The following is a 20,259-nucleotide window of genomic DNA, read 5'->3' on the forward strand; positions in this document are numbered from 1 at the left end:
GTGCGGCGCGGCGAGAAGCAGGCTCTACGCCGCTCTGGCCGCGCTTTCTTCCCCAAGTGTTTCCACACTCTTTCCGGGCCGCTTTGTGCCACGGCCGCGTGTACCTGCTGGCATATCAAGAACCTACGACCTTCCCCAGCGCGTCACGTGGCACCCTTCCGGTCACCTGCGAATCGCTCGCCGCGTTGTCATGACGTCCGCGTTCGCGTGACGGTGCAGCCACGGCGCCCGCCGTGCCTCCTGGCCGACCCACTGACCGCGCGTGTCGCTCGATCAGCCGCTGCAACAGGCAGAACGCGCACAGCAACGCGCCGATCACGATGCGCGTCCACCATGAACTGAGCGTGCCGTCGAAGGTAATCAGTGTCTGAATCGTGCCGAGGATGCCGACGCCGAACAGCGAGCCGATCACGTAGCCGACACCGCCCGTCAACAGCGTGCCGCCAATCACCGTCGCGGCGATCGCGTCCAGTTCCATGCCCTGCCCTTGCAGGCCGTAGCCCGACAACACGTAGAACGTGAACACTGCGCCGCCGAGCGCCGAGCAAAAGCCGCTCAACGCATAGACGCCGATCCGCGTCTGCGCAACCGGCAGGCCCATCAGCAACGCGGAGCGCGGATTGCCGCCAACCGCATAGACGTTGCGTCCGAAGCGCGTGAAATGCGCGACGAAGATCGCCACGACGAGCATCGCAAGCGCGATCAGCACATTGGCACTCACCGAACCCGTGCCGAGCGGCAGACGGTAGGCAGAGATGGCCTTGAAGGTGGGATCGGTGATCGTGATGGATTGCGTCGTGATGAGGAAACACAAACCGCGTGCGAAGAACATACCGGCCAGCGTCACGATAAACGCCTGCAGGCGGAAGAAGTGGATCAGCGCCCCCTGGATTGCGCCGAACACGGCCCCCATCACCAGTACGATGGGCAGGATGATCCACACCGATACATGCATGCGCTCGGAAAGCACGGCTTCGACGATCGTGGTCAGCGCCACCACCGAGCCAACCGATAGATCAATGCCGCCCGAGACGATCACGAAGGTCATGCCAATTGCGACGATCAACAGGAAGGCGTTGTCGATCAGCAGATCCAGCAGGACCTGGAGCGAGAAGAAACCGGTGTACATCACCGAGCCGAACGCGAACAGTGCGCAGAACAGCAGGATCGTGACGGCGATGGGCAGCGTGCGCGGATCGAAGATGCGAGCCCAGATATCGACGAGTCGTTTCATCGTGCCACCCCGTGCGGACGAAACAGCGACATGGCCAGCGAGCGGGCCGACGGCGACTGGATCACACTCACCGCCAGCACCACCACGGCCTTGACTACCAGCGTGGCTTCGGGCGGCACGCCGATCGAATAGGTCGTGTAGGTGAGCGTCTGGATGATGAGCGCGCCGAGCACCGTACCCGCGAGACTGAAGCGCCCGCCGAGCAGCGACGTACCGCCCAGCGTCACTGCCAGGATCGCGTCGAGTTCGAGCAGCAGGCCGGCGTTGTTGCCATCGGCGCTACGCACGTTCGAACTGATGAGGATGCCTGCCAATGCCGCCGTAAGACCGGAAAAACCGTACACGGCAAATACGATGGCTTTCGAGCGTAGCCCGACGAGGCGCGTCGCCACCGGGTTCACGCCGATCGCGCGGATAAAGAGGCCGAGCGCGGTGCCTTCGATGAGCAGCACCGTCGCGAGCACGGCGATGGTTGCCACCCAGACCGAAAACGGCACGCCCAGCAGATAACCGCCGCCCACGAACAGATAACCCTGCGCGCCGATGGGAATGATCTGGCCACCCGTCAGCAACTGCGCGACGCCCCGGCCGGCCACCATCAGGATCAAGGTGGCAATGATGGGCTGCATGCCCACGTACGCGACCAGCATGCCGTTCCACATGCCGCTCAAAATGCCGACGATCAACGCGGCAACCAGCGCCTCAGCAATCAGCCCGGCGCTCGGGAACGGCTGCGTGGCCAGCACCGTGGCGGCCGCCGCGCCGGCAATCGCCACCACTGCACCCACGGAAATGTCGATGCCGCGCGTGGCGATTACGAGCGTCATACCTGTGGCCACCAGCACGAGCGGCGCCGCGCGATTCAGAATGTCGATGGGCGCGCCGAACAGGTGACCGTCCAGAACCCGCAGCGCCAGAAAATGCGGATTCACCCACAGATCCAGCAGGAACAACAACACGAGCGTCACGCACGGCCAGACCAGCGGACGCTCTGCACCATCGCGGCTGAACCACGTCGTAATCTTCATTCGCCACTCCCCGCAATCAGCCGGTAGATGTTGTCCTCGTTGGACGCATTGCCCGCCACTTCCGCGATCTTGCGGCGGTCGCGCAACACCGCGACGCGATGGCTGACGCGCAGCACTTCGCTCACCTCGGACGAGATGAACAGAATCGCGAGGCCGTCCGCGCATAGCGCCAGCATGCGATCCATGATGTCGAATTTCGCGGCGACGTCGATGCCGCGGGTCGGCTCGTCGAGGATCAGCAGTCTGGGTTCGGTGGCCAGCCAGCGCGCCAGCAAGGCCTTTTGCTGATTGCCGCCGGAGAGCAGTCCGATGGGTTGCTCGGCGTCCGCGGCCTTGATGCCGAGCCGCTCGATCCACAATTCGGCCAGTTCGCGCGCCCGGGCGCCGCTGATCTTGCGCAGCCAGCCGCGCTGCGCCTGCAACGCGAGCATGATGTTCTCGCGGATCGACAGTTCGGCGACGATACCCTCCTTCTTGCGATCTTCCGGGCAATAGCCGATACCGAGCGCAACCGCATCGTGTGGTGAGCGCATGCGCACGGCACGACCGCCCACGCTGATCGTGCCGCTATCGGCGCGGTCCGCGCCGAACAGCAGACGCGCGGTCTCGGTCCGCCCTGAGCCCAGCAGGCCGGCCAGCCCGAGAATCTGGCCAGGTTGTACGTCGAGATCGACGGGCTGCATCATGCCGCGACGTCCCACGCCGCGCAGTTCGACGTAGGGCGGCACGGCTGCCTTGTCCTCTGGCGGCTCGTGCGCCGCTTCTTTCAGACGCGCGCTCATTCGCTCATGGCCGACCATCTTCGCGACCAGCTGATCCGCCGAAAGATCTCGCGCCAGATATTCGCCCTCGCGCTCGCCGTTGCGCATCACCGTGATGCGGTCGGAGATCGCGTAGGTCTGTTCGAGAAAGTGGGTGACGAACAGGATCGCAATGCCCGATTGCTTAAGATGCCGAAGTATTTTGAAAAGCTGAGCGACTTCGCTGTCATCCAGACTCGAGGTGGGTTCATCGAGAATCAGAACGCGGGCGTCGATGGAAATAGCGCGTGCGATGGCCACCATCTGTTGCACGGCGATCGGATACGCATCCAGCGATTTGGTGACGTCCAGCGAAACGTCCAGCCGCGCCAGCGCCGCCTGTGCGCTGCGCTTGATTTCGCGCCAGTCGATGGCGCCGAAACGCTTTGGCTGACGGCCGGCAAACACGTTCTCCGCCACCGAGAGATTCGTGCATAGATTCACTTCCTGATACAGCGTCCGCACGCCGGCCGCTTCCGCTTCCTGCGGTGAAGCGAAGGCCACGGCCTGCCCCGCGAGGCGCACCACGCCCGCGTCGGGCGCGACCACACCGGTCAGTACATTGATCAAGGTAGATTTGCCGGCACCGTTCTGCCCCATCAGCGTATGCACCTCGCCGGGAAACAGACGGAAATCGACGTTGTGCAGCGCCCTCACGCCAGGGAAAGTCTTGCTCACACCAGCGGTTTCGAGGATAGGTTGGATCTCGCCTGGCTGAGCGGAGGGGTGCGCCCACGCCGGATCAGAACCAGGTTCGGATTCCGGGGAATCGGCAATGGGAGGAGTCGGGTGGGCCATGGACCTCGCTCGATGAATGGAAAAGAAGCCGCCCGCTGCGGCAACAGCTGGGCGGCCAGGCACCACACTGGAGAAACGTTTTGTGTTGCGCGAGGCGCGTGTCGGACGCCAGCAACTTATTTACTCAGTATGCCTGATTAATTGCGTCTGATGCTCAGGCTCAATACTTCCGCTCAATACTTCCGCTCAATACTTCCGCTCAATACTTCCGCTCAATACTTCCGCTCAATACTTCCGCTCAGTACTTCCTGTTAGGCAGCGTCTGCGCGGCGACGCTCATCGGGAAGACCGTTTCCTGGGTCAGGATGCGCTTGGGCAACTGCTTTCCGGCCACTACGTCCTTGACCGCCGACATCAACTGCGGTCCAAGCAACGGACTGCATTCGACGTCGACATTCATCTTGCCCGCGGCCATTGCCTGGAAGCCGCCCTTGGTGGCGTCGAAGGAAACGACGGTGATGTCCTTGCCTGGGTGCATGCCTGCTTCTTCCATCGCCTGGATGGCACCGAGCGCCATATCGTCGTTATGCGCATAAACTACATTTATTTTATTTCCGTAAGTTTTTATAAATGCCTCCATCACCTGCTTGCCGCCAGCCAGGGTGAAGTCGCCGCTTTGTGAGGCGATGATCTTGAATTTGGGATCGTCCTTGATCACTTCCATCAGACCGGCGTGCCTGTCGTTGGCCGGCGCCGAGCCAACCGTTCCCTGCAGTTCGGCGATGTTGATCGGGCCTTGATCGCTTTTATAGTGGTCTTCGAGCCAGTGGCCACCGCGCCGCCCTTCTTCCATGAAGTCCGAGCCGATCATCGTCACGTAGAGCGAGGTGTCTTTCACGTCGATGTTGCGGTCGGTCAGGATCACGGGGATCTTCGCGGCTTTCGCTTCCAGCAGGATCGGCTCCCAGCCGGATTCCACCACCGGCGAAAACGCGATCACGTCGACTTTCTGCGCGATATACGAGCGCATGGCCTTGATCTGGTTCTCCTGTTTCTGCTGGGCATCCGAGAACTTGAGGTTGATCTTGGCGTCCGCGGCGGCGGACTTGATCGACTCCGTATTAGCGGTTCGCCATGCGCTCTCGGCGCCGACCTGCGCGAAACCGAGAGTGATGGGTTTGTCCTGAGCATATGCGCCGGACGCTGAGAGGGTCAGCGCCCCGATGCCTGCGCTGAGTGCGAGCGCGCCCAACACACGACATGCGGCACGTCGTGAATTCGCCATGACTGTCTCCTGATCGTTATTGTGCTGGCGACCCCGTGACCGCCAGCGGCGAGGTATCAACGGGGATCGTGATCAAGCGTAGAGGCTCACGCAGCGGGCGTCCAATCACATGATTTGCGCCCTTGATACCAATTTTGGTATAGCGACCGGGAACGGATGCCGCAGTCAGGCATACCTCTTCTGTAAGCCGATACGGCGAATCGAGATTGAGCGAAGGTGGGCGCGCTTAGGCGAATCTGCCGCCGCGCGTCAGGTCAATTGCGGTGTTTTCTGAAAGCCGATCAGCGCCGCGCCGACACCCAGCGAAACGTCAGGTTGATGCGTTCGCCTGTCACGCGCGGCTCTTTCGGCACCCGGTGTCGCCAGTGCGCCTGGGTGTCGCCCTTCATCACCAGCAGGCTGCCACCTTTGAGTTGGAACGACTGCACGACGCCGCTCTTGTTGTGCCGCAAGTCGAATGTGCGCGCCACGCCCAGGCTTACCGATGCGATGACCGGCTGTGTGCCCAGCTCCGGCTCGTGATCGGCATGCCAGCCCATGCTGTCCGTACCGCTGCGGTAGCGGTTGAGCAGCACGCTGTTGAAGCGGCAGCCGGCGGTTGCTTCGACGGCGGTCCTCAACTCGGCCACGGCGGGCGTCCAGCTTTGCGGAACGTTACGGATGCCGGAGTAGACATACACGGCTTCGGGCTCGCCCTGCCAGGCCGTCAAGCGCGGCAGCGGCACGCGCCCCGCCGGCGTGCCCATCGTGTCCTGCTGCCACGCCACCTCATCGACGATTTGCGCAAACACGCGTGCGGCTTCATCGGCTGCGAGCCAGTCGGGATACCAAGCCACGTCGGGCTTGGGGAGGTCGTCGAATAGATCGTGCGAGTCGTGCATGGGCTTTCTGGCGAGGCGCCTGCGGAAGCGGTTCAGCATCAGGACGCCTCGCTATTATGGAATGCGCGGCGGCAGCGGACCAGTCACCCGCTTGCTCTGTCATTTTTCGTTGCTATTTTCTTTTATGCGCGCCGGAAATCCGCAAGCGCCAACAAGTCTAACCGCATGCCGGTAGAATGATTTGCCTTGCCGGCAACCCCGCATGGACGCGGCAGCGTTTCGCTCTCGCCTCCAGCACCCCTTCGGCCTTCGACCTCTCCTATGCGCCGCACATCGTTTCTCGTCCGCTTCATCTGCATTGGCGTTCTGCTGCACATTTACGTCGGCCTGAGAATCATCCCCGATCTGCCAGTCGAGCCGATCGGCCGCTGGCTGGCCGCGTCATGGCTCGTCCTCTCCTGCCTGCTGATTCCACTTGGCATGCTCGCGCGCACGATCGAACAGCAACCGTTCGCGGATCGCGCCGCCTGGGTCGGTCTGCTGGCAATGGGCTTCTTCTCGTCGCTGCTGGTGCTCACCTTCGCGCGCGATCTGATGCTGGCCTCGCTGCTGACGGTCGACGCCATCTGGCCGCATGCCATTGCGCTGGCTGAGTGGCGCACGGGGTCGGCGGCGGCAGTGCCGTTGCTGGCGTTGCTCTCGACCACGGTCGGCCTGATCAACGCGCGGCGTCGCGCGCGGGTGGTCACGATCGAAATACCCATCGACGACCTGCCGCGCGCACTCGAAGGCTTCACCATCGTCCAGATCAGCGACATTCATGTGGGCCCGACCATCAAGCGCCGCTATGTCGACGCGATCGTCGACGCGGTCAATCGTCTGAAGCCGGATCTGATTGCCGTCACCGGCGACGTGGTGGACGGCAGCGTGCCGCAACTGAGCGCCCACACCCAGCCGCTAGCGCGGCTCAGTGCACGGCACGGGGCCTATCTGGTGACGGGCAATCACGAGTATTACGCCGGCGCGGACGCGTGGATCGAGGAGTTTCGCCGCCTCGGGCTGCATGTGCTGCTCAACGAGCATGTCGTGGTCGAACACGATGGCGCGCGTGCCGTGATCGCGGGCGTCACCGATTTTTCGGGCGGCCATTTCGATCCCGCCCATCGCAGCGATCCGGTTGCTGCCCTGCACGGCGCACCGGGCGACGTGCTGATCAAGGTGCTGCTGGCTCACCAGCCGCGCTCCGCCGAAGCCGCCGCCGAGGCTGGCTTCACCCTGCAACTATCGGGACACACGCACGGCGGCCAGTTCTTTCCGTGGAATTTCTTCGTGCGCTTACAGCAGCCATTTACGGCCGGCCTTGCACGGCTGAACGGGCTGTGGGTCTACACGAGCCGCGGAACGGGATATTGGGGACCGCCCAAGCGCCTCGGCGCCCCATCGGAAATTACGCGGTTGCGTTTGATGCCGGGTGATGGCACCTGAAGTGGGATTTGCCGCAGGACTTTCCGCAGGAGTTGAGGCGGGACGTACAGCAGAAGTTGCGGCGAAGAAGATGGCGGCGACAGAACGCGCTGCCAGTGGCATCCGGCATGAAACCGGATGGCGACAAACAGCTGAGTGACTTCAAACAATCTGCGTGGAGCGTTCATCATCGAACCGCTCCACGCTGGTCTTACGCGGTGCTTATTGCGCCGGCGTTACACCTACGCTGACTTGCGGCGCATACGCGACCCGCACGTGCGTGCCCGGCTGCAGGCTTGCCACCTTTGCCAGATCGCCACCTTGAATATGGAACACGGAACCGTCCGCGCTCTTCAGGGCAATGACGCCCGATGCGTGATCGACACCCTGAACTTCGGCTGACACGTTTTGCGGTGTCGACGGTGCCGTCGCGTCCGCGCCGTGGCTCGCGCTGATTAGCGCCATACGGGTCATGTGAACCAGCACCTTGCTGCCGGACTGGATCTGCGCGAGGTTGCTGTTGTCCGTGATGTTGAACGACGCCACGGCGCCATGCGGATCAACGACCGTAACGACGTGGTGAGCCTGGTCGATGCTCTTCACCACGCCGTCTGCCTGCAACACGCTGCGGCCTTCAAACGATGCCGGCAGCGTTTCGGCCGCGGAAGCAACGAGCGGGGACACAGCGATCAGTGCGCCGGCGACGATGCCGCCGAGAGTTTTCTTGTTCATGCAATCCTCAATTGGGTCAATCACTAGAAGAGAATCACGCCGCAGACGGGTCACCAGGTGACCGCGTCCTGCTGAGTGGCGCGCTCGCGCCGGACTATGGGGAAAGAACTCAGAGGGACAGGCGCCGTGAAAAGCATGGCGCATTGACTGACTAACGTGATTCAGGGCATCGGCCAGTTTGTTTTCCGGGATGCACCCTGTCAAGTTTCGTACTCCATATTTAATTTGAGATGACCATCACCACCCGCGCAAGTACCGTCTGACCTCAAAGACACCTCAGCAACCCGCCACGCCCTTACCTCAAAAAAGTTTCTTTGCATGGAATAAATCCGTTTGTTCCCTCGTTTGGTTAACCGCTAATGCGAATCACTTCTATTTGCATTACGAAATCGTGACAGTAAATGGCTGCCGCAAGGTCGATCTCACAGCCGCGCCCTTGTGGGGAAAACCGTAAGCCATCTGGCATCAAACAACGAACGAGGAAGCCAACATGCTAGACAAGAGGCATCGAGAGACGATGCGCCAGGCCAGCGCACGCAGGTACGCGGTCGGCCCGGTGTTTTCAATAGTGACGCTGCTCACAGCCACGCCAACCTGGGCGCAGCAGGCTTCGCCCACTGCCGTCACCACCCTGCCGGCGGTCAGGGTCGAAGGTAAAACGCCCGTGGATTACGGTCCTTATGGCGGCAACGACAACGTCGACGATCCGAAGCAGGTCACCGGCGTCAGCAAGACCGGTACGCAACTGCAGGACCTCCCCGCAAGCGTCCAGGTGATCCCGCGCGCTCTGCTCTCAGAACAGGGCGCCACCATGCTGCGCGACAGCGTGAGCAACGCCAGCGGCATCAATGCAGGCGGCCAGGACAGCAAAGGCTACTACGATCACTTCCTGATCCGCGGCCTGAACGCGCAGATCTATAGCGACGGCTACTCAGACGGCGATCTGCTCGGCGGCATCTCGCACTCACTGAATGGCGTCGAACGGATCGAGATTCTCGAAGGACCGGGTTCCGCGCTCTTCGGCAGCGGGCCGCCGGGTGGGACCATCAACCTGGTTCATTACACGCCCTCCCCCGAACTTTATTACGGTGCAAGCATTGAAGCCGGTTCGTTCGGCACTGTCTCGAACACGGACTACCTCACCGGCCCGACCGATATCGCGGGGCTGAACTACCGGCTGGATGCCACCTTCTCGCGCGCCGACGGCTTTCGCGATCTGTACAGTCGAGACGATGAAATCCGGCCGCAGTTGCAGTGGCAACTCGGCAACCATACGATCGATTTCGCGCTCGATCTACGGCAGCTTCACGAAACACCTGACTCGTACGGCCTGATCTATTTTCACGGATCGCCCATCAGCGACGTGTCGATCGACTCGAAGTATTCGACACCATTTGCCTTCGCCAACGAAAATTTCGTGCGCCCCACCCTCTCGGATAGCTGGAAGATCAATGACTTCCTGACCATCAACAATCGCTTCTCCTATCTGCACCGTACGCTTGACGTGCTGGGCAATGGCGACAGCACGAGCACGAAGATCGTTGGCAATGAAGTCGTCGGGCGCCAGTTGCGCGAGCAGGATGACAATGACAACAGCTTCGACTATCAACTGGAACCCGTCTGGCGATTTGGCACCGGCAGCGTCGGGCACACCTTGCTGACCGGCTTCGAATTCCAGCATCAGACCATCGACACGAGCCGAAGCACCGCCGATCTGCCGAATATCACCGACGCTTTCGCGCCCGTGCCGCCAGAGACGTCGTTGGCGAACCTGACATTCCTCTGCGATGCCAAGCATTCCTGCGACGACGACGAACTGGCTGCGAACTACTACAGCCTCTACGCGACCGACCAGATCGATGTAACCGACAAGCTTAAGATTCGCGCCGGCGTGCGCCAGGACTGGTGGGACACGTCGCTCACGCCGCTTGTTTCGGTGCCGGGACGGTTCGACAGCAATGGCCAGCCTCTGCTCGCCAATGTCCGCTACACGCAGAACAACGCGCCGGTCAGCTGGAATCTCGGCGCGCTGTACAAGTTGTTGCCGTGGATGTCACCGTATGTCGGCGTATCGAAAAGTCATCTCGCCAACTTCAATTCTGAAAACACCCAGAACGGCATCGGCGCACCCGAATCGGCGCTGCAATACGAGGTGGGCGTCAAATTCTCGTTCCTCGAAGATCGCATCGTGCTGAACACGGCCCTTTTCGATGTCTCGCGCGACAACGTGGCGGCGGCCGTCACGCTCAATGACGTCGAATCTGTCGTTTTCGACAGCCAGCGCACGAAAGGCGCGGAGGCGTCGTTCGATGCCGCCGTCACGGATCATCTGCATGTGCTCGCTAACGTGACCGCACAACACGCGGTTATCACGGACAATCCGCAAGGCATCACGTCTGTGGGCAATCATCCTCAAGGCGCGCCAGCTTACATGGCCAACCTATGGACTACTTATGAATTTCCGATTGCAGGCATACCGGGCTTTCACGTTGGAGCAGGCGTGAATTACGTGGGCAAAAGCTACAGCGACATTACCAACGTCAATTCCATCCCATCCTATGTGATTGCCAACGCGGCCTTCGGCTACGAGGCGCGCAAGTGGGGCATCGATCTCAACGTCCACAATTTCACGGATCGGCGCTATTTCGTGGCGGCTAACGCTGCCGGCGCATATGTGGGTGAACCCTTGAGCGCGTTCGTGACATTGCACGGCGCCTTCTGAGCCTCTGTTCATGACCGGATGTGTCCGCTGTTTCGGCCGCCCGCGGGCGGCCGAAAACGATAAGGTCAATGGAACGCGTAGTCGGGGTTGTGCGGATCAAAAGCTGAGGCGTCCCAGTTGCGCGGCACGACGTTTTCGAACTGGATCAGTTCGATCATCCTGCCGCGCTCGTCCCATGCCGCTTCGCCGTCGGGCCAGGGGTGCTGCAAATCGAACAGTAGCCGCACGCGTGATGCGTAGTGCGCCGGCGCGCCGGACGTCGCCGTCCATGTCCAGGCAAGCTGGCGCGTGCCGTGCACGGTCATCAGTTCGATGCCAGTGGGCTTTTCGCTCAGGCCTTCGGCGCGGAAACTGCTCGCATCGTGTACCAGCGTGCGCGCGATGAACTGCAAGCCGAGATCGCGAATGCTGTGACGGGACTGGGCACGCGCGAAGCGGCTATCAATGGCGACCCTCGCAGACACGACGTGCAACGCGCCTCCGAGGTGTCCATAGATGCTGGCGGGGTCCAGGGTTTCGTCGTAGAGGACTTCCTGTCCCGCATGAGCGCCATCTGGAAGCCACTTCACGTAGATTTTTCGCGGGCTGTCCTGATAGCGGATCAGCATATGATCGGGACGGTCGGGCCATCTTCCGAACAGGCGCTCCTGCCGGAACATGTCGTATTCGTAGGCGTCGCCGGGGATCATTTCGGACTCCGCATAGTCAACGAACGCTTCGGGTTTCATCACGGCCATCAGCTGCAGGATTTGATCATCCTGCAGGGAGACAAGCGCGTGACTGTCGATCCACGTTCGCCACGCCACAGCCTGCTCGTGAGGCGTGAGACAGCGGAACGTTTCTACGTCCGGTCTGGCGGTATCCACCGACGCGGACCCGGCGCATTCCACCGGTGCGCTGGCGGCATCTGTAGAAGGTGAGGAAGCCGATTGGGCACGCGCGGCCATGGACGCAAAAACACACAGCCACGCAAACGCCAACAGCCACCGGCGGGCGGTGGCTCTGTTGCCCCAGTTCGCCAGTCCGCGTGTCCGCGTGAGGTACGCTGAAATGCGAAGTTTGCTGCGCATCATCGAGCCAGCCTGTCGTGCGTCACGTGGTTCATCACGTCCGCAGTAAACCAGACTTGCCTCTTTCCTGCACGCGCGTCGGCCATGATTCGCTTTCGACTCTGCCAATGCAGGAGGTCGCCCGTCTAAAGCCTTCGTAAACGGACGACGCGTGCAGCTTATTCCACGAGAAATTATTCCAGGCGAAATTCGACGCGGCGGCGCAAACGACCACCCGCGCCGCTGTGTCTCATGGCAAACGGGCGATCAATTGATGATGGGCAGTCTCGCCGAGTGCGCCGCGCTCGGTGCCATGCGTTTCGTTGTCGGAGTGATACACGACCAGCACGGCATTGGCGTGCGTCAAGCGGGCCGGTGCCGTCATCGTGACACGCGCCGATCCGCTCGGGTCCGCCACGAAAGCGTTAGCCGTTCCCGTGCCATCGAGCGGCGTAAAGCCAACCGGCTTCTGATCGAAGTGATTTTCAAAGACGCTAAATACCCCGCCGGGCTTCAGACCATGCAGCACCAGGGTCACGTCCTCCCGGCCGTCCGCGCGCGACGCCAACGTCACCGTGCCAGATGCGCCGAACCATTGCGCCGCCGTCATCTTCAATGGGACAGCTTTTGCCGTATACAGCGGGCTCGTGGGCGGATCGTCCCCGTGTGCGTTGCGCACACCCGCCACGTGTTCGATTCCCTGCCAGTGGCGCTCAGCTTGCGCGCCTGGGTCGAGCGTGAAGACCTGCGGATCCAGAACCGCGCGCAACTTGACTTCGCGCGAGAAAAACGCGGCATGGGTCTCGAACGGGAGCGTGACAGTCGCATCTGTCTGTGCGTGCACGACGCCGGACAGCAGGAATGCCGCGCCGACAAAAGCGTGGATTAATCGCATGTTCAATGAATGCAAGGGGAAGAAGGCTGACGAAATGAATACGTCCGGATTACGCTCCACGTGGACGGTGCGTTGTCGAGCGCAGGTTTTCTGCTTCAGGCGTCGTGCAATGGCGCGCGCCAGGTTGCTTCACAAATAGCGGACGGCTGGCGAACCGCTATCGTCTGACGGGCTAAACCGAGGACTTTCAGCTGGCAGGTTTTTCCGCTGCCACCATCGCCGATTCGAAGCCCAGCAATGCGCCTTCCGTGAGCGTGCTGCTCCCATCCGGCACCAGTAGTTTTTCGAGCGCTTGCACCTCTGTACTGGCGGTGCTGCTGCCAAACTGGGAGATGGCGCTCAGCAATTCAGCATTGGACAGTGAACCGTTCTGGTCGGTATCGAGCGCGGTGAAGATCTGTTTCGCTTGCGTCGATGTGCCGCCAAACTGCTCGATCACACTCTCGGCGTCCGACTGCGAGATGCTGCCGTCGTATGTGCCGTTGTGAGTGGGCGGAGCGATGCCGCCCTGCTGCGTCTGCTGCGCCAGTTGCATGATGGATTCGCCGGATGCGCCCGCTGAAGCGGAGATCTGGCCGACCGACATGCTGACGCCACCCGGATCCGTCATCGAGACATTGAAGCCCGAAGCGGCCAGCGCCGAACACACCTGCATCGCCCAGTCGTCGTCGGTCTCCTTGGGCGCTTTCGACGGCAAGTTCACATCCGCAAGGCTTCCCGGCGAGAGAGGCGTTCCCTGCGAGCCCGACATCGTGAAGGTAATCCCCGCCGCAGCGAGTTGCGCCAGAATTTGCCCGGCGGCGCTGAGCGTCACCTGGGCCGACGATTCAGGCGTTGCGGTCTCGCCCGTCGCCGCGGACGGCGACGTCGGGGCCTGATTCGCTGCTTGCGTGGCGGTACTGTCCGATGCCTGGTTGAGCGCGGATTCCAGGTTCTCTAGCAAACGATTGGCGCTGTTGTTGCTGGCGACAGCATTGACCGACATAGTTCGAGTCCTTATAAGAATAATGGTCGACATCGCGGCAACCGCGATGCTGCAGGGTCAACGTGGTGACGTGCGTACGCAGCACAGCGCAAATTTAGCGACGCTGCCCGCGCGTGCCGATGCTCGCGTCGCTCAAAGAAATGCTCGATCGTCTCAACCTGGGTCGGCCCATTCAGGCGAATGTAATCCGGCCAACCACAGGGTTCGCTGTCACGAGTACTCAGAGTATTCAGTTGCCGCCACTGCGCGCCGGTACCTTGCCGAACAGGATGTTCAGCCCTTCCGACATCAGCGGGTGCGCAATGATCGCGTCACGCACCGCGGTGTACGGAAGTTTGCCGAGCATCGCCATCTGCACGGCGGTCACCACGTCACCCGCATTGGTGCCAACCATTGCGAAACCAAGAATCTGATCGGAGTGCGCGTCAACGAGGACTTTCATGAAGCCCTTCGTCGCACCATTGGTGCGGGCGCGCGGCACCACGGCCAAGGGAATCTTCGCGACGCGCACTTCGATGCCACGTTCCCTGGCTTCGGTTTCGTTGAGGCCGACGCGACCCAGCTCGGGTTCGATGAACAGTGCGTACGGAATGGCACGCTCGTTCGTGGTGAGATTGCCGCCGGACAGCTGTGATTTCAGCACACGATAGTCGTCGAACGACGCGTGCGTGAACATCGGCGTGCCGGCCACTTCGCCGATCGCCCACGTGTTCGGCGCGCTCGTCGCGAGCCGTTCATCGACCTTGATGAAACCGCGCGCGTCGAGTTCGACGCCCGCCGCTTCCAGCCCGAGCCCGTGCGTAAGCGGTGTACGTCCCGCTGCAACGAGGATGTGTGTGCCCGCGATACGTTCGCCGTTGCTCAGCTCCACCGTCACGGATTCGCCCGACTTACCGGAGACGTTGACCGGATTGACGCCGACCCGGATGTCGATACCTTCTTCGCCGAGGGCGCTCTCGATCGCCGAAGTCACATCTTCGTCTTCACGCATGGCAACGCGGGGCGCACTCTGGATCAGCGTCACATGACTGCCAAGACGGCGGAACGCCTGCGCCATCTCGAGGCCGATATAGCCGCCACCAATCACGATCAGATGCTCAGGCAGTCCCTCCAGACGCAATGCTTCCACGTGCGTGAGCGGCTGCGCATCCCTCAGACCAGGCACGTCGGGAACGGCAGCCGTCGTGCCCGTGTTGATGAACACATGATCGCCTTCGATCAGCCTGTCGCCGCCATCGTTGGTCCGGACCTGGATTTTGCGCGGCCCGACAAATTGGCCGGTACCCATGATGAGTTCCATGCCCGAGGCGAGAAAGGCCTTGAGATTCATGTCGACCATACCGTCGACAACCGCGCGCACGTTTCTGGACACCTGTGCCATGTCGGTTTTCGGACGGTCAGCCGTGTCGCCTTCGCCCGTGCGCGCGTTGCGCACATGAGCCACGCGCGCATTCTGGATGAGCGTTTTGGTGGGAATACATGCAACGTTGATACACGATCCGCCAATCATGCCGCGTTCGATCAGCGCGACCCGCTTGCCTGCGTTCGCCAGTTCCATGGCAAGCGTCTTGCCACCCTTTCCTCCGCCGAGGAAAACGTATTCATAGTGTTCGATAGTCGACATGATCAGACACCCTTTGAAAATCGGTTCGGTGACGCCGGGCACGATGTACGGCGTGGGCTGTGACTGCGATTTGATGTTATAGACGCAGGTAGCCCGTGACGATGCTCGCGCCGCTCACAAAGATGCCCGATCGTCTCGTCTCACACCTTTGACATGGTGGAGATGCGGCGAACGGGCCGTCCTCGCATGCGGATCACACTTTCAATTTCCGTTAGGGATGCTGACTGATACGTGCGTGCTTTTATATGAAACAGACGCCGCCGGTCCGGCGCGGCGCCCTCTTCAATCGTTCTGAAAGCGCTTACCAGCGCTGATGGACCTGCGGCGCGATCAGGCGCTCATAGACTTCCCGCACGCGTTGCATGGCCTCGACGGACAACGGCGCCAGGTTCGCGCCTGCCACGTTCGACATGGCCTGGGTTGCGTTTTTACTGCCGGGGATCACGACCGTGACGGCGTCTTCCATGAGAATCCAGCGAAGCGCCAGTTGCGCCATGCTGGCATCCACCGGAACGAGACTGCGCAATTCGTCGACCGCCTGCAACGCGATGTCGTAGGGCACGCCGGAGAACGTCTCGCCCACGTCGAATGCCTCGCCATGACGATTGAAGGCGCGATGGTCGTCCGCCGCGAACACAGAATCCGCGGACAGCTTACCCGTCAGCATGCCGCTCGCCAGCGGGACGCGGGCGATGACCGCGACCTTTTTCTTTTGTGCCTGCCGAAAGAACAGATCGGCGGGGCGCTGGCGGAACATGTTGTAGATAATCTGCACCGACATCACGTTGGGATACTCGATCGCCTTCAGCGCCTCCTCGACCTTTTCCACCGACACGCCGTAGAAGCGGATTTTGCCCGCAGCGACGAACTCGTCCATCGCCTCGAATACTTCGGGGTAGTAGTACACCTCGGTGGGCGGGCAATGCAATTGCACGAGATCCAGCGTGTCGACGCCCAGATTCGACAGGCTCCTGTCGATAAAGCCGGCGAGCGCCTGCCGGTTCGTATAAGCCTGCGCAACGTGCGGATCCAGCCGGCGCCCGAGTTTTGTCGCCACGATGGGACGCTCGCCGCCGCGTTCCCGCAGCACGTCCCGGATGATCCGTTCCGAGCGGCCGTCGCCATACACGTCCGCCGTGTCGATGAACGTGACACCATTGTCGAGCGCGGCATTCAATGCGGCTTTGGCGTCGTCTTCGCCGACGCCGCCCCACGAACCGCCAATTGCCCATGCTCCGAAACCGATTTCCGACACATTCCAGCCGGTACGGCCAAATTCTCTCTGAGAAAGCGTCATTGCAGTGCCCTTGCCTTTGCGTTTGAGGTTGCGCAGTGATGTGAGCGTTTCAGCGCCTGCACGCCATGAGCAGGCGGCCGGACTCACAGTGTAGCAAGCAGGCGGAAACAGCAGAGGTCGCCGGTCTGGCGTGATGATAGGAAGCTGACGGCCTAATTCGTCGTACCTGGCGGGTTTTCTGCCGCTAGCGCGACTCGATGTTCGTTCGCGCAGGCAAGCGGCCGCTCAAGAAGTACGCTTACAGGGCTGTTGGGTGCCGGCGCGAATGCTACCTGACCCGGACAGGCCAGATCATTGCGTCAATCAGGCCGGACGGCCGTTTATGGTTGTCGAGGCCAGTAGGTGGAAACTCGCCCTCGCGCGGCTCGCGGTAGGTGCCGAACATTACGTCGAAGACCGGAAACAGCGCGGCGAAGTTGCAGTCGTAGTGTTCAGGCAGCACCGAGTGGTGAACACGATGATATTGCGGCGAGTTCAGCGCGAACGACAGACGGCCGAAGCCGATGCGCAGATTCATGTGCGGGAACACGTTGTAGAGGCTGATGACGGCATATACGCCGACGATCGCAGGATTTATCTTGAAGATGACGCCAACCAGCAGATAGATGGTCAGCATCTTGATGCCGTGTTCGGCCCAATGATGGCGGTTGGTCGTGGTGGCGTTTAGCGCGGTGTCGCTGTGGTGAAACGAATGCATGGCCCACATGACCGGAAAGCGATGCTGCGCCCTATGGAACAGGTATTCCATCAGGTCGAGCGTAAAGGTGTAGAGCAACGCGCCGAACAGCAGCCCCCATCCCGTGCCCGGCAGCTTGATCCAGCCGCCGCCGGCCGCATTGACCGCGACAACCGTAACCACTGAGACGAGTGGCACGACGGCAGTCTGCACCACGGCGAACACCACCGTGTAGACCAGATTGAAACCCGCCGACCTCAATGGTTGTACTTCAGCCGGATTGGTCCGCTCGATGAGAAGGGCCACCAGAATGATGGCCAATAGCGGAAGGGTACCGAGTAAGGCGGCTTTGATGTCCATGTTTCCCCGATCTGCTCAACGTGGTCTTTTTCGCGCAGCAGCGTTTGGGCTTTTTTGCACCGTTGACGCGACCGCTTCTTCTTTTTGTCCGGCGCGCCGACGATCCGCGCCGATGGTTTCCTGTCCTTATGATAGCAGCCTGTCAACGCTCCACAATTGGCGTGACTGCCTTGCGGCGAGAGCGCCACACCTCGATTCTCATCGCCTTGAAATGAAGGCGCTTCGTAACATGCGCGTAAGACGTACCCTTGTGCGCCAAAGTATTGACGTTCGGCCGATGCTTCCTGGATTCGATGCGGGTTGACTTCGTTGAATGCCGCTGCCTAAAATTCGCCCACGCATTTGACCGGACCCCGACCTTGGACAGTCGTCGTTATCGATCTTCGATCGACCTGATCGCCTGATTGGCAAACCCAGCGCGCCAGTGTTCTCCTGCCGCCGTCTTGCCATCCGGTCGGACGGTGCGCGCCGCAAATCATCTTCCGTATTCTGTATTCGTCGTTGCCAGCCGGCATGTCATGCGGCGGGATGCATCCATGTTGCGCGACGCCGTCTCGCGCTTGTCGTCACGTGTGACACGTCGCGCCGGTTTAGCAACGGCGTCACGCACGCGGTTCAAACTGTGCGTCGAGGCACGCCATAAAACGAATCACATGACGCTCGAATTCATCTGCCGGCTACTCGCCGCCTTCGCCTGCGGCGTCGCCATTGGTATTGAACGCCAGATTCGGCAACGCACTGCCGGTCTGCGCACCATCACGCTCGTCGCCAGCGGTGCGTGCCTGTTCGTTACGCTTGGCGTGTTGACCGGCAACGGCACAGCGGGCGTGACGCAGATCGCGGCTTACGTCGTATCCGGTGTGGGCTTTCTTGGCGGCGGCGTGATCATGCGCGACAAGGGTTCGATTCAGGGCATCAATACGGCCGCTACATTATGGTGTTCCGCGGCGGTGGGTGTATTGTGCGGCGCGGGACACTATGGTCCGGCATTGGCCGGCACGGCCATCGTGCTGTTGACCAACACGGTGCTGCGCGAAGTCAGTCGCAGCATCAATGCCACGCCGGTCTCGAACGCGGACCTCGTGCGCGAATACGTGCTGACCGTGGTGTGCCGTGAAGAGGATGAGGTTCACATCCGGACTGTGCTGTCGAATTCCATGTACTCGACTCCTCTCTCGTTTCAAAGCCTGACGAGCGAAGACGTCGCTGATGAACCTGGACGCATCCGCGTTACTGCCACGCTGAAAATGCATCCGAAGGACCAGTCGAAGCTCGAACTGATGGCGAGCCGCATCAGTATGGAGAAGAGCATTTCGAGCGTGAGCTGGATTGCGAAGGAAGCGGAACCGACGCCCGAATGATGGCAAGCTTCGTCAGACTGCGACGGGCGTAGATGTCGAAAATACCCTTCGTATAACTGACGGAATTCTTGCACGCGACTGTGGGGGCGAGGCTTGCGTCGCAAGAAAGCTTCGCCTATAACAAGCGTAGCAAAGCGTCGAACGACAGCGTTCAGCGACGACGATGCTCAGTGCATAACGCACTGCCGATTCGCCAGTTGTGCAGCCCATAATCGAGAACGAAATGAACCAGGCGACTGCGCGTCTTACGTTTCTGGCTCCTCGTCATGGCTATTGGCGCCATGCCTCTTGTTCGATTCGTGCGCGAACGCGCTTCCCCATTCTCCTGCAACATATTCAGACATTGTTAATTCCGTGTCCTGAATATGGACTGCGCTAATCCCTTGCACTAAGCTCTGTCACCGTGAATTTTTCACGCTCAACCAAGGAGTCTTGATTATGGAACACGGCATTATTGCTTGGCTCGTTATTGGCGCGATTGCTGGCTGGCTGGCGGGTGTGCTGGTCAAGGGCGGCGGCTTCGGGCTGATCGTCGACATCATCGTCGGGATCGTCGGCGCGTTCATCGGCGGCTGGCTCGCCGGCGCGCTGCACATCTCGCTCGGCGGCGGCATGATTGGCTCGATCATCACGGCGGTGATCGGTGCGGTCATCCTGTTGTTCATCATCCGGCTATTCAAGCGGGGCGCGTAGCGCTTGGTGCGTCAGGCGGCTTGTCCGCCTGACGCGTTTTCAGCTGTTGATGTGGTTGCTGGAAGATTTATTTGAGTGTGGTTTTTGTCGGCGCGGGTGTCGTGTGATGCGTAGCCTGGCAGATCCGGCGGATTTGGGGCGAGGCGCTGTGTTCTTGCCGTTGTCTTTGCGACGGTGGTTTCGCTTGATCTGATGTTGTTCGGCGTGCTTTGCGTCGTGGTGAAGGGCTTACGAACGGAAGGGATCTCGAGCGCCGTTGATTGAATGCGCGATGTAGTTCATGCGCTTATCCGCGGCGATAAGAGAGATGCTGGAGGGTTTGCCAGCTTGCAATTGAGTGCTGCGCCGATATCTGCAGCCGGATGCCCGAATGCATTGCGCGGCGATATTTTTCTGAGGCCGTAAACGCAGAAACCCCACCTGTTGGGGTGGGGTTTCTGTTTGCTGCTGGGGAGCCTGACGATTACCTACTTTCACACGGGTAATCCGCACTAT

17 protein-coding genes are annotated in these 20,259 nt (G+C 61.0%); 4 read left to right on the top strand and 13 right to left on the bottom strand.

Annotation, left to right across the window (positions count from 1 at the left end):
- Positions 1-115: 115 nt before the first annotated feature.
- The 5 genes from yjfF to D0B32_RS30130 all read right to left on the bottom strand — a co-directional run bounded on the left by yjfF (position 116) and on the right by D0B32_RS30130 (position 6,005).
- A complete protein-coding gene (gene yjfF / locus D0B32_RS30110; protein WP_117337989.1) occupies positions 116-1,234 on the bottom strand; it encodes a galactofuranose ABC transporter, permease protein YjfF in 1,119 nt (372 codons plus the stop codon).
- On the bottom strand, positions 1,231-2,262 hold the full coding sequence (locus tag D0B32_RS30115) for an ABC transporter permease (RefSeq protein WP_117337990.1): 1,032 nt from the start codon (positions 2,260-2,262) through the stop codon (positions 1,231-1,233). The genes yjfF and D0B32_RS30115 overlap by 4 nt, the downstream gene beginning before the upstream one ends.
- On the bottom strand, positions 2,259-3,860 hold the full coding sequence (locus D0B32_RS30120) for a sugar ABC transporter ATP-binding protein (RefSeq protein WP_117337991.1): 1,602 nt from the start codon (positions 3,858-3,860) through the stop codon (positions 2,259-2,261). The genes D0B32_RS30115 and D0B32_RS30120 overlap by 4 nt, the downstream gene beginning before the upstream one ends.
- A 238-nt stretch (positions 3,861-4,098) precedes the next feature.
- The gene (locus tag D0B32_RS30125; protein WP_117337992.1) at positions 4,099-5,085 is read right to left on the bottom strand and encodes an ABC transporter substrate-binding protein; all 987 of its coding nucleotides are present in this window, start codon (positions 5,083-5,085) and stop codon (positions 4,099-4,101) included.
- A 281-nt stretch (positions 5,086-5,366) separates the two neighbouring features.
- Positions 5,367-6,005 carry an alpha-ketoglutarate-dependent dioxygenase AlkB family protein gene (locus D0B32_RS30130; protein ID WP_404935619.1) on the bottom strand — a complete coding sequence of 213 codons (639 nt, stop codon included), beginning with the start codon at positions 6,003-6,005 and terminating at the stop codon, positions 5,367-5,369.
- 222 nt (positions 6,006-6,227) lie between these two features.
- Between D0B32_RS30130 and D0B32_RS30135 the strand changes: the two genes are divergently transcribed.
- On the top strand, positions 6,228-7,391 hold the full coding sequence (locus D0B32_RS30135) for a metallophosphoesterase (protein ID WP_117337993.1): 1,164 nt from the start codon (positions 6,228-6,230) through the stop codon (positions 7,389-7,391).
- A gap of 201 nt (positions 7,392-7,592) precedes the next feature.
- Here the strand turns inward: D0B32_RS30135 and D0B32_RS30140 are convergent, their stop codons facing one another.
- On the bottom strand, positions 7,593-8,102 hold the full coding sequence (locus D0B32_RS30140; protein ID WP_117337994.1) for a hypothetical protein: 510 nt from the start codon (positions 8,100-8,102) through the stop codon (positions 7,593-7,595).
- Positions 8,103-8,592: 490 nt separating this feature from the next.
- On the opposite strand from D0B32_RS30140, the gene D0B32_RS30145 reads away from it, so the two are divergent.
- Positions 8,593-10,824: a TonB-dependent siderophore receptor gene (locus D0B32_RS30145; RefSeq protein WP_117337995.1), complete on the top strand. Its 2,232-nt coding sequence runs from the start codon at positions 8,593-8,595 to the stop codon at positions 10,822-10,824.
- Positions 10,825-10,889: 65 nt separating this feature from the next.
- Here the strand turns inward: D0B32_RS30145 and D0B32_RS30150 are convergent, their stop codons facing one another.
- The 6 genes from D0B32_RS30150 to D0B32_RS30175 all read right to left on the bottom strand — a co-directional run bounded on the left by D0B32_RS30150 (position 10,890) and on the right by D0B32_RS30175 (position 17,710).
- Positions 10,890-11,630 (bottom strand): DUF1571 domain-containing protein, encoded by a 741-nt coding sequence (locus D0B32_RS30150; RefSeq protein WP_181969953.1) that lies wholly within the window; start codon positions 11,628-11,630, stop codon positions 10,890-10,892.
- 493 nt (positions 11,631-12,123) lie between these two features.
- A complete protein-coding gene (locus D0B32_RS30155; RefSeq protein ID WP_259295218.1) occupies positions 12,124-12,768 on the bottom strand; it encodes a hypothetical protein in 645 nt (214 codons plus the stop codon).
- A 187-nt stretch (positions 12,769-12,955) separates the two neighbouring features.
- A complete protein-coding gene (locus D0B32_RS30160) occupies positions 12,956-13,753 on the bottom strand; it encodes an EF-hand domain-containing protein (protein WP_117337997.1) in 798 nt (265 codons plus the stop codon).
- A 229-nt stretch (positions 13,754-13,982) separates the two neighbouring features.
- Entirely contained in the window at positions 13,983-15,377 is a 1,395-nt protein-coding gene (locus tag D0B32_RS30165; protein WP_117338008.1) for an FAD-dependent oxidoreductase, read from the bottom strand.
- A gap of 301 nt (positions 15,378-15,678) precedes the next feature.
- The gene (locus tag D0B32_RS30170) at positions 15,679-16,674 is read right to left on the bottom strand and encodes an aldo/keto reductase (protein WP_117337998.1); all 996 of its coding nucleotides are present in this window, start codon (positions 16,672-16,674) and stop codon (positions 15,679-15,681) included.
- A gap of 268 nt (positions 16,675-16,942) precedes the next feature.
- Positions 16,943-17,710 (bottom strand): sterol desaturase family protein, encoded by a 768-nt coding sequence (locus D0B32_RS30175; protein ID WP_117337999.1) that lies wholly within the window; start codon positions 17,708-17,710, stop codon positions 16,943-16,945.
- A gap of 653 nt (positions 17,711-18,363) precedes the next feature.
- Here D0B32_RS30175 and D0B32_RS30180 point away from each other — a divergent pair.
- Both D0B32_RS30180 and D0B32_RS30185 read left to right on the top strand, forming a co-directional pair.
- The gene (locus tag D0B32_RS30180) at positions 18,364-19,071 is read left to right on the top strand and encodes an MgtC/SapB family protein (protein ID WP_117338000.1); all 708 of its coding nucleotides are present in this window, start codon (positions 18,364-18,366) and stop codon (positions 19,069-19,071) included.
- 438 nt (positions 19,072-19,509) lie between these two features.
- A complete protein-coding gene (locus D0B32_RS30185) occupies positions 19,510-19,764 on the top strand; it encodes a GlsB/YeaQ/YmgE family stress response membrane protein (protein WP_117338001.1) in 255 nt (84 codons plus the stop codon).
- Positions 19,765-19,992: 228 nt separating this feature from the next.
- Here D0B32_RS30185 and D0B32_RS32805 read toward each other — a convergent pair.
- A partial coding sequence (locus D0B32_RS32805) for a hypothetical protein (RefSeq protein ID WP_220444986.1) occupies positions 19,993-20,259 on the bottom strand: 267 nt, incomplete at its 5' end.

Origin of the sequence: Paraburkholderia sp. DHOC27 (genome assembly GCF_003429005.1) — a bacterium.
Taxonomy (GTDB): Bacteria; Pseudomonadota; Gammaproteobacteria; order Burkholderiales; family Burkholderiaceae; genus Paraburkholderia.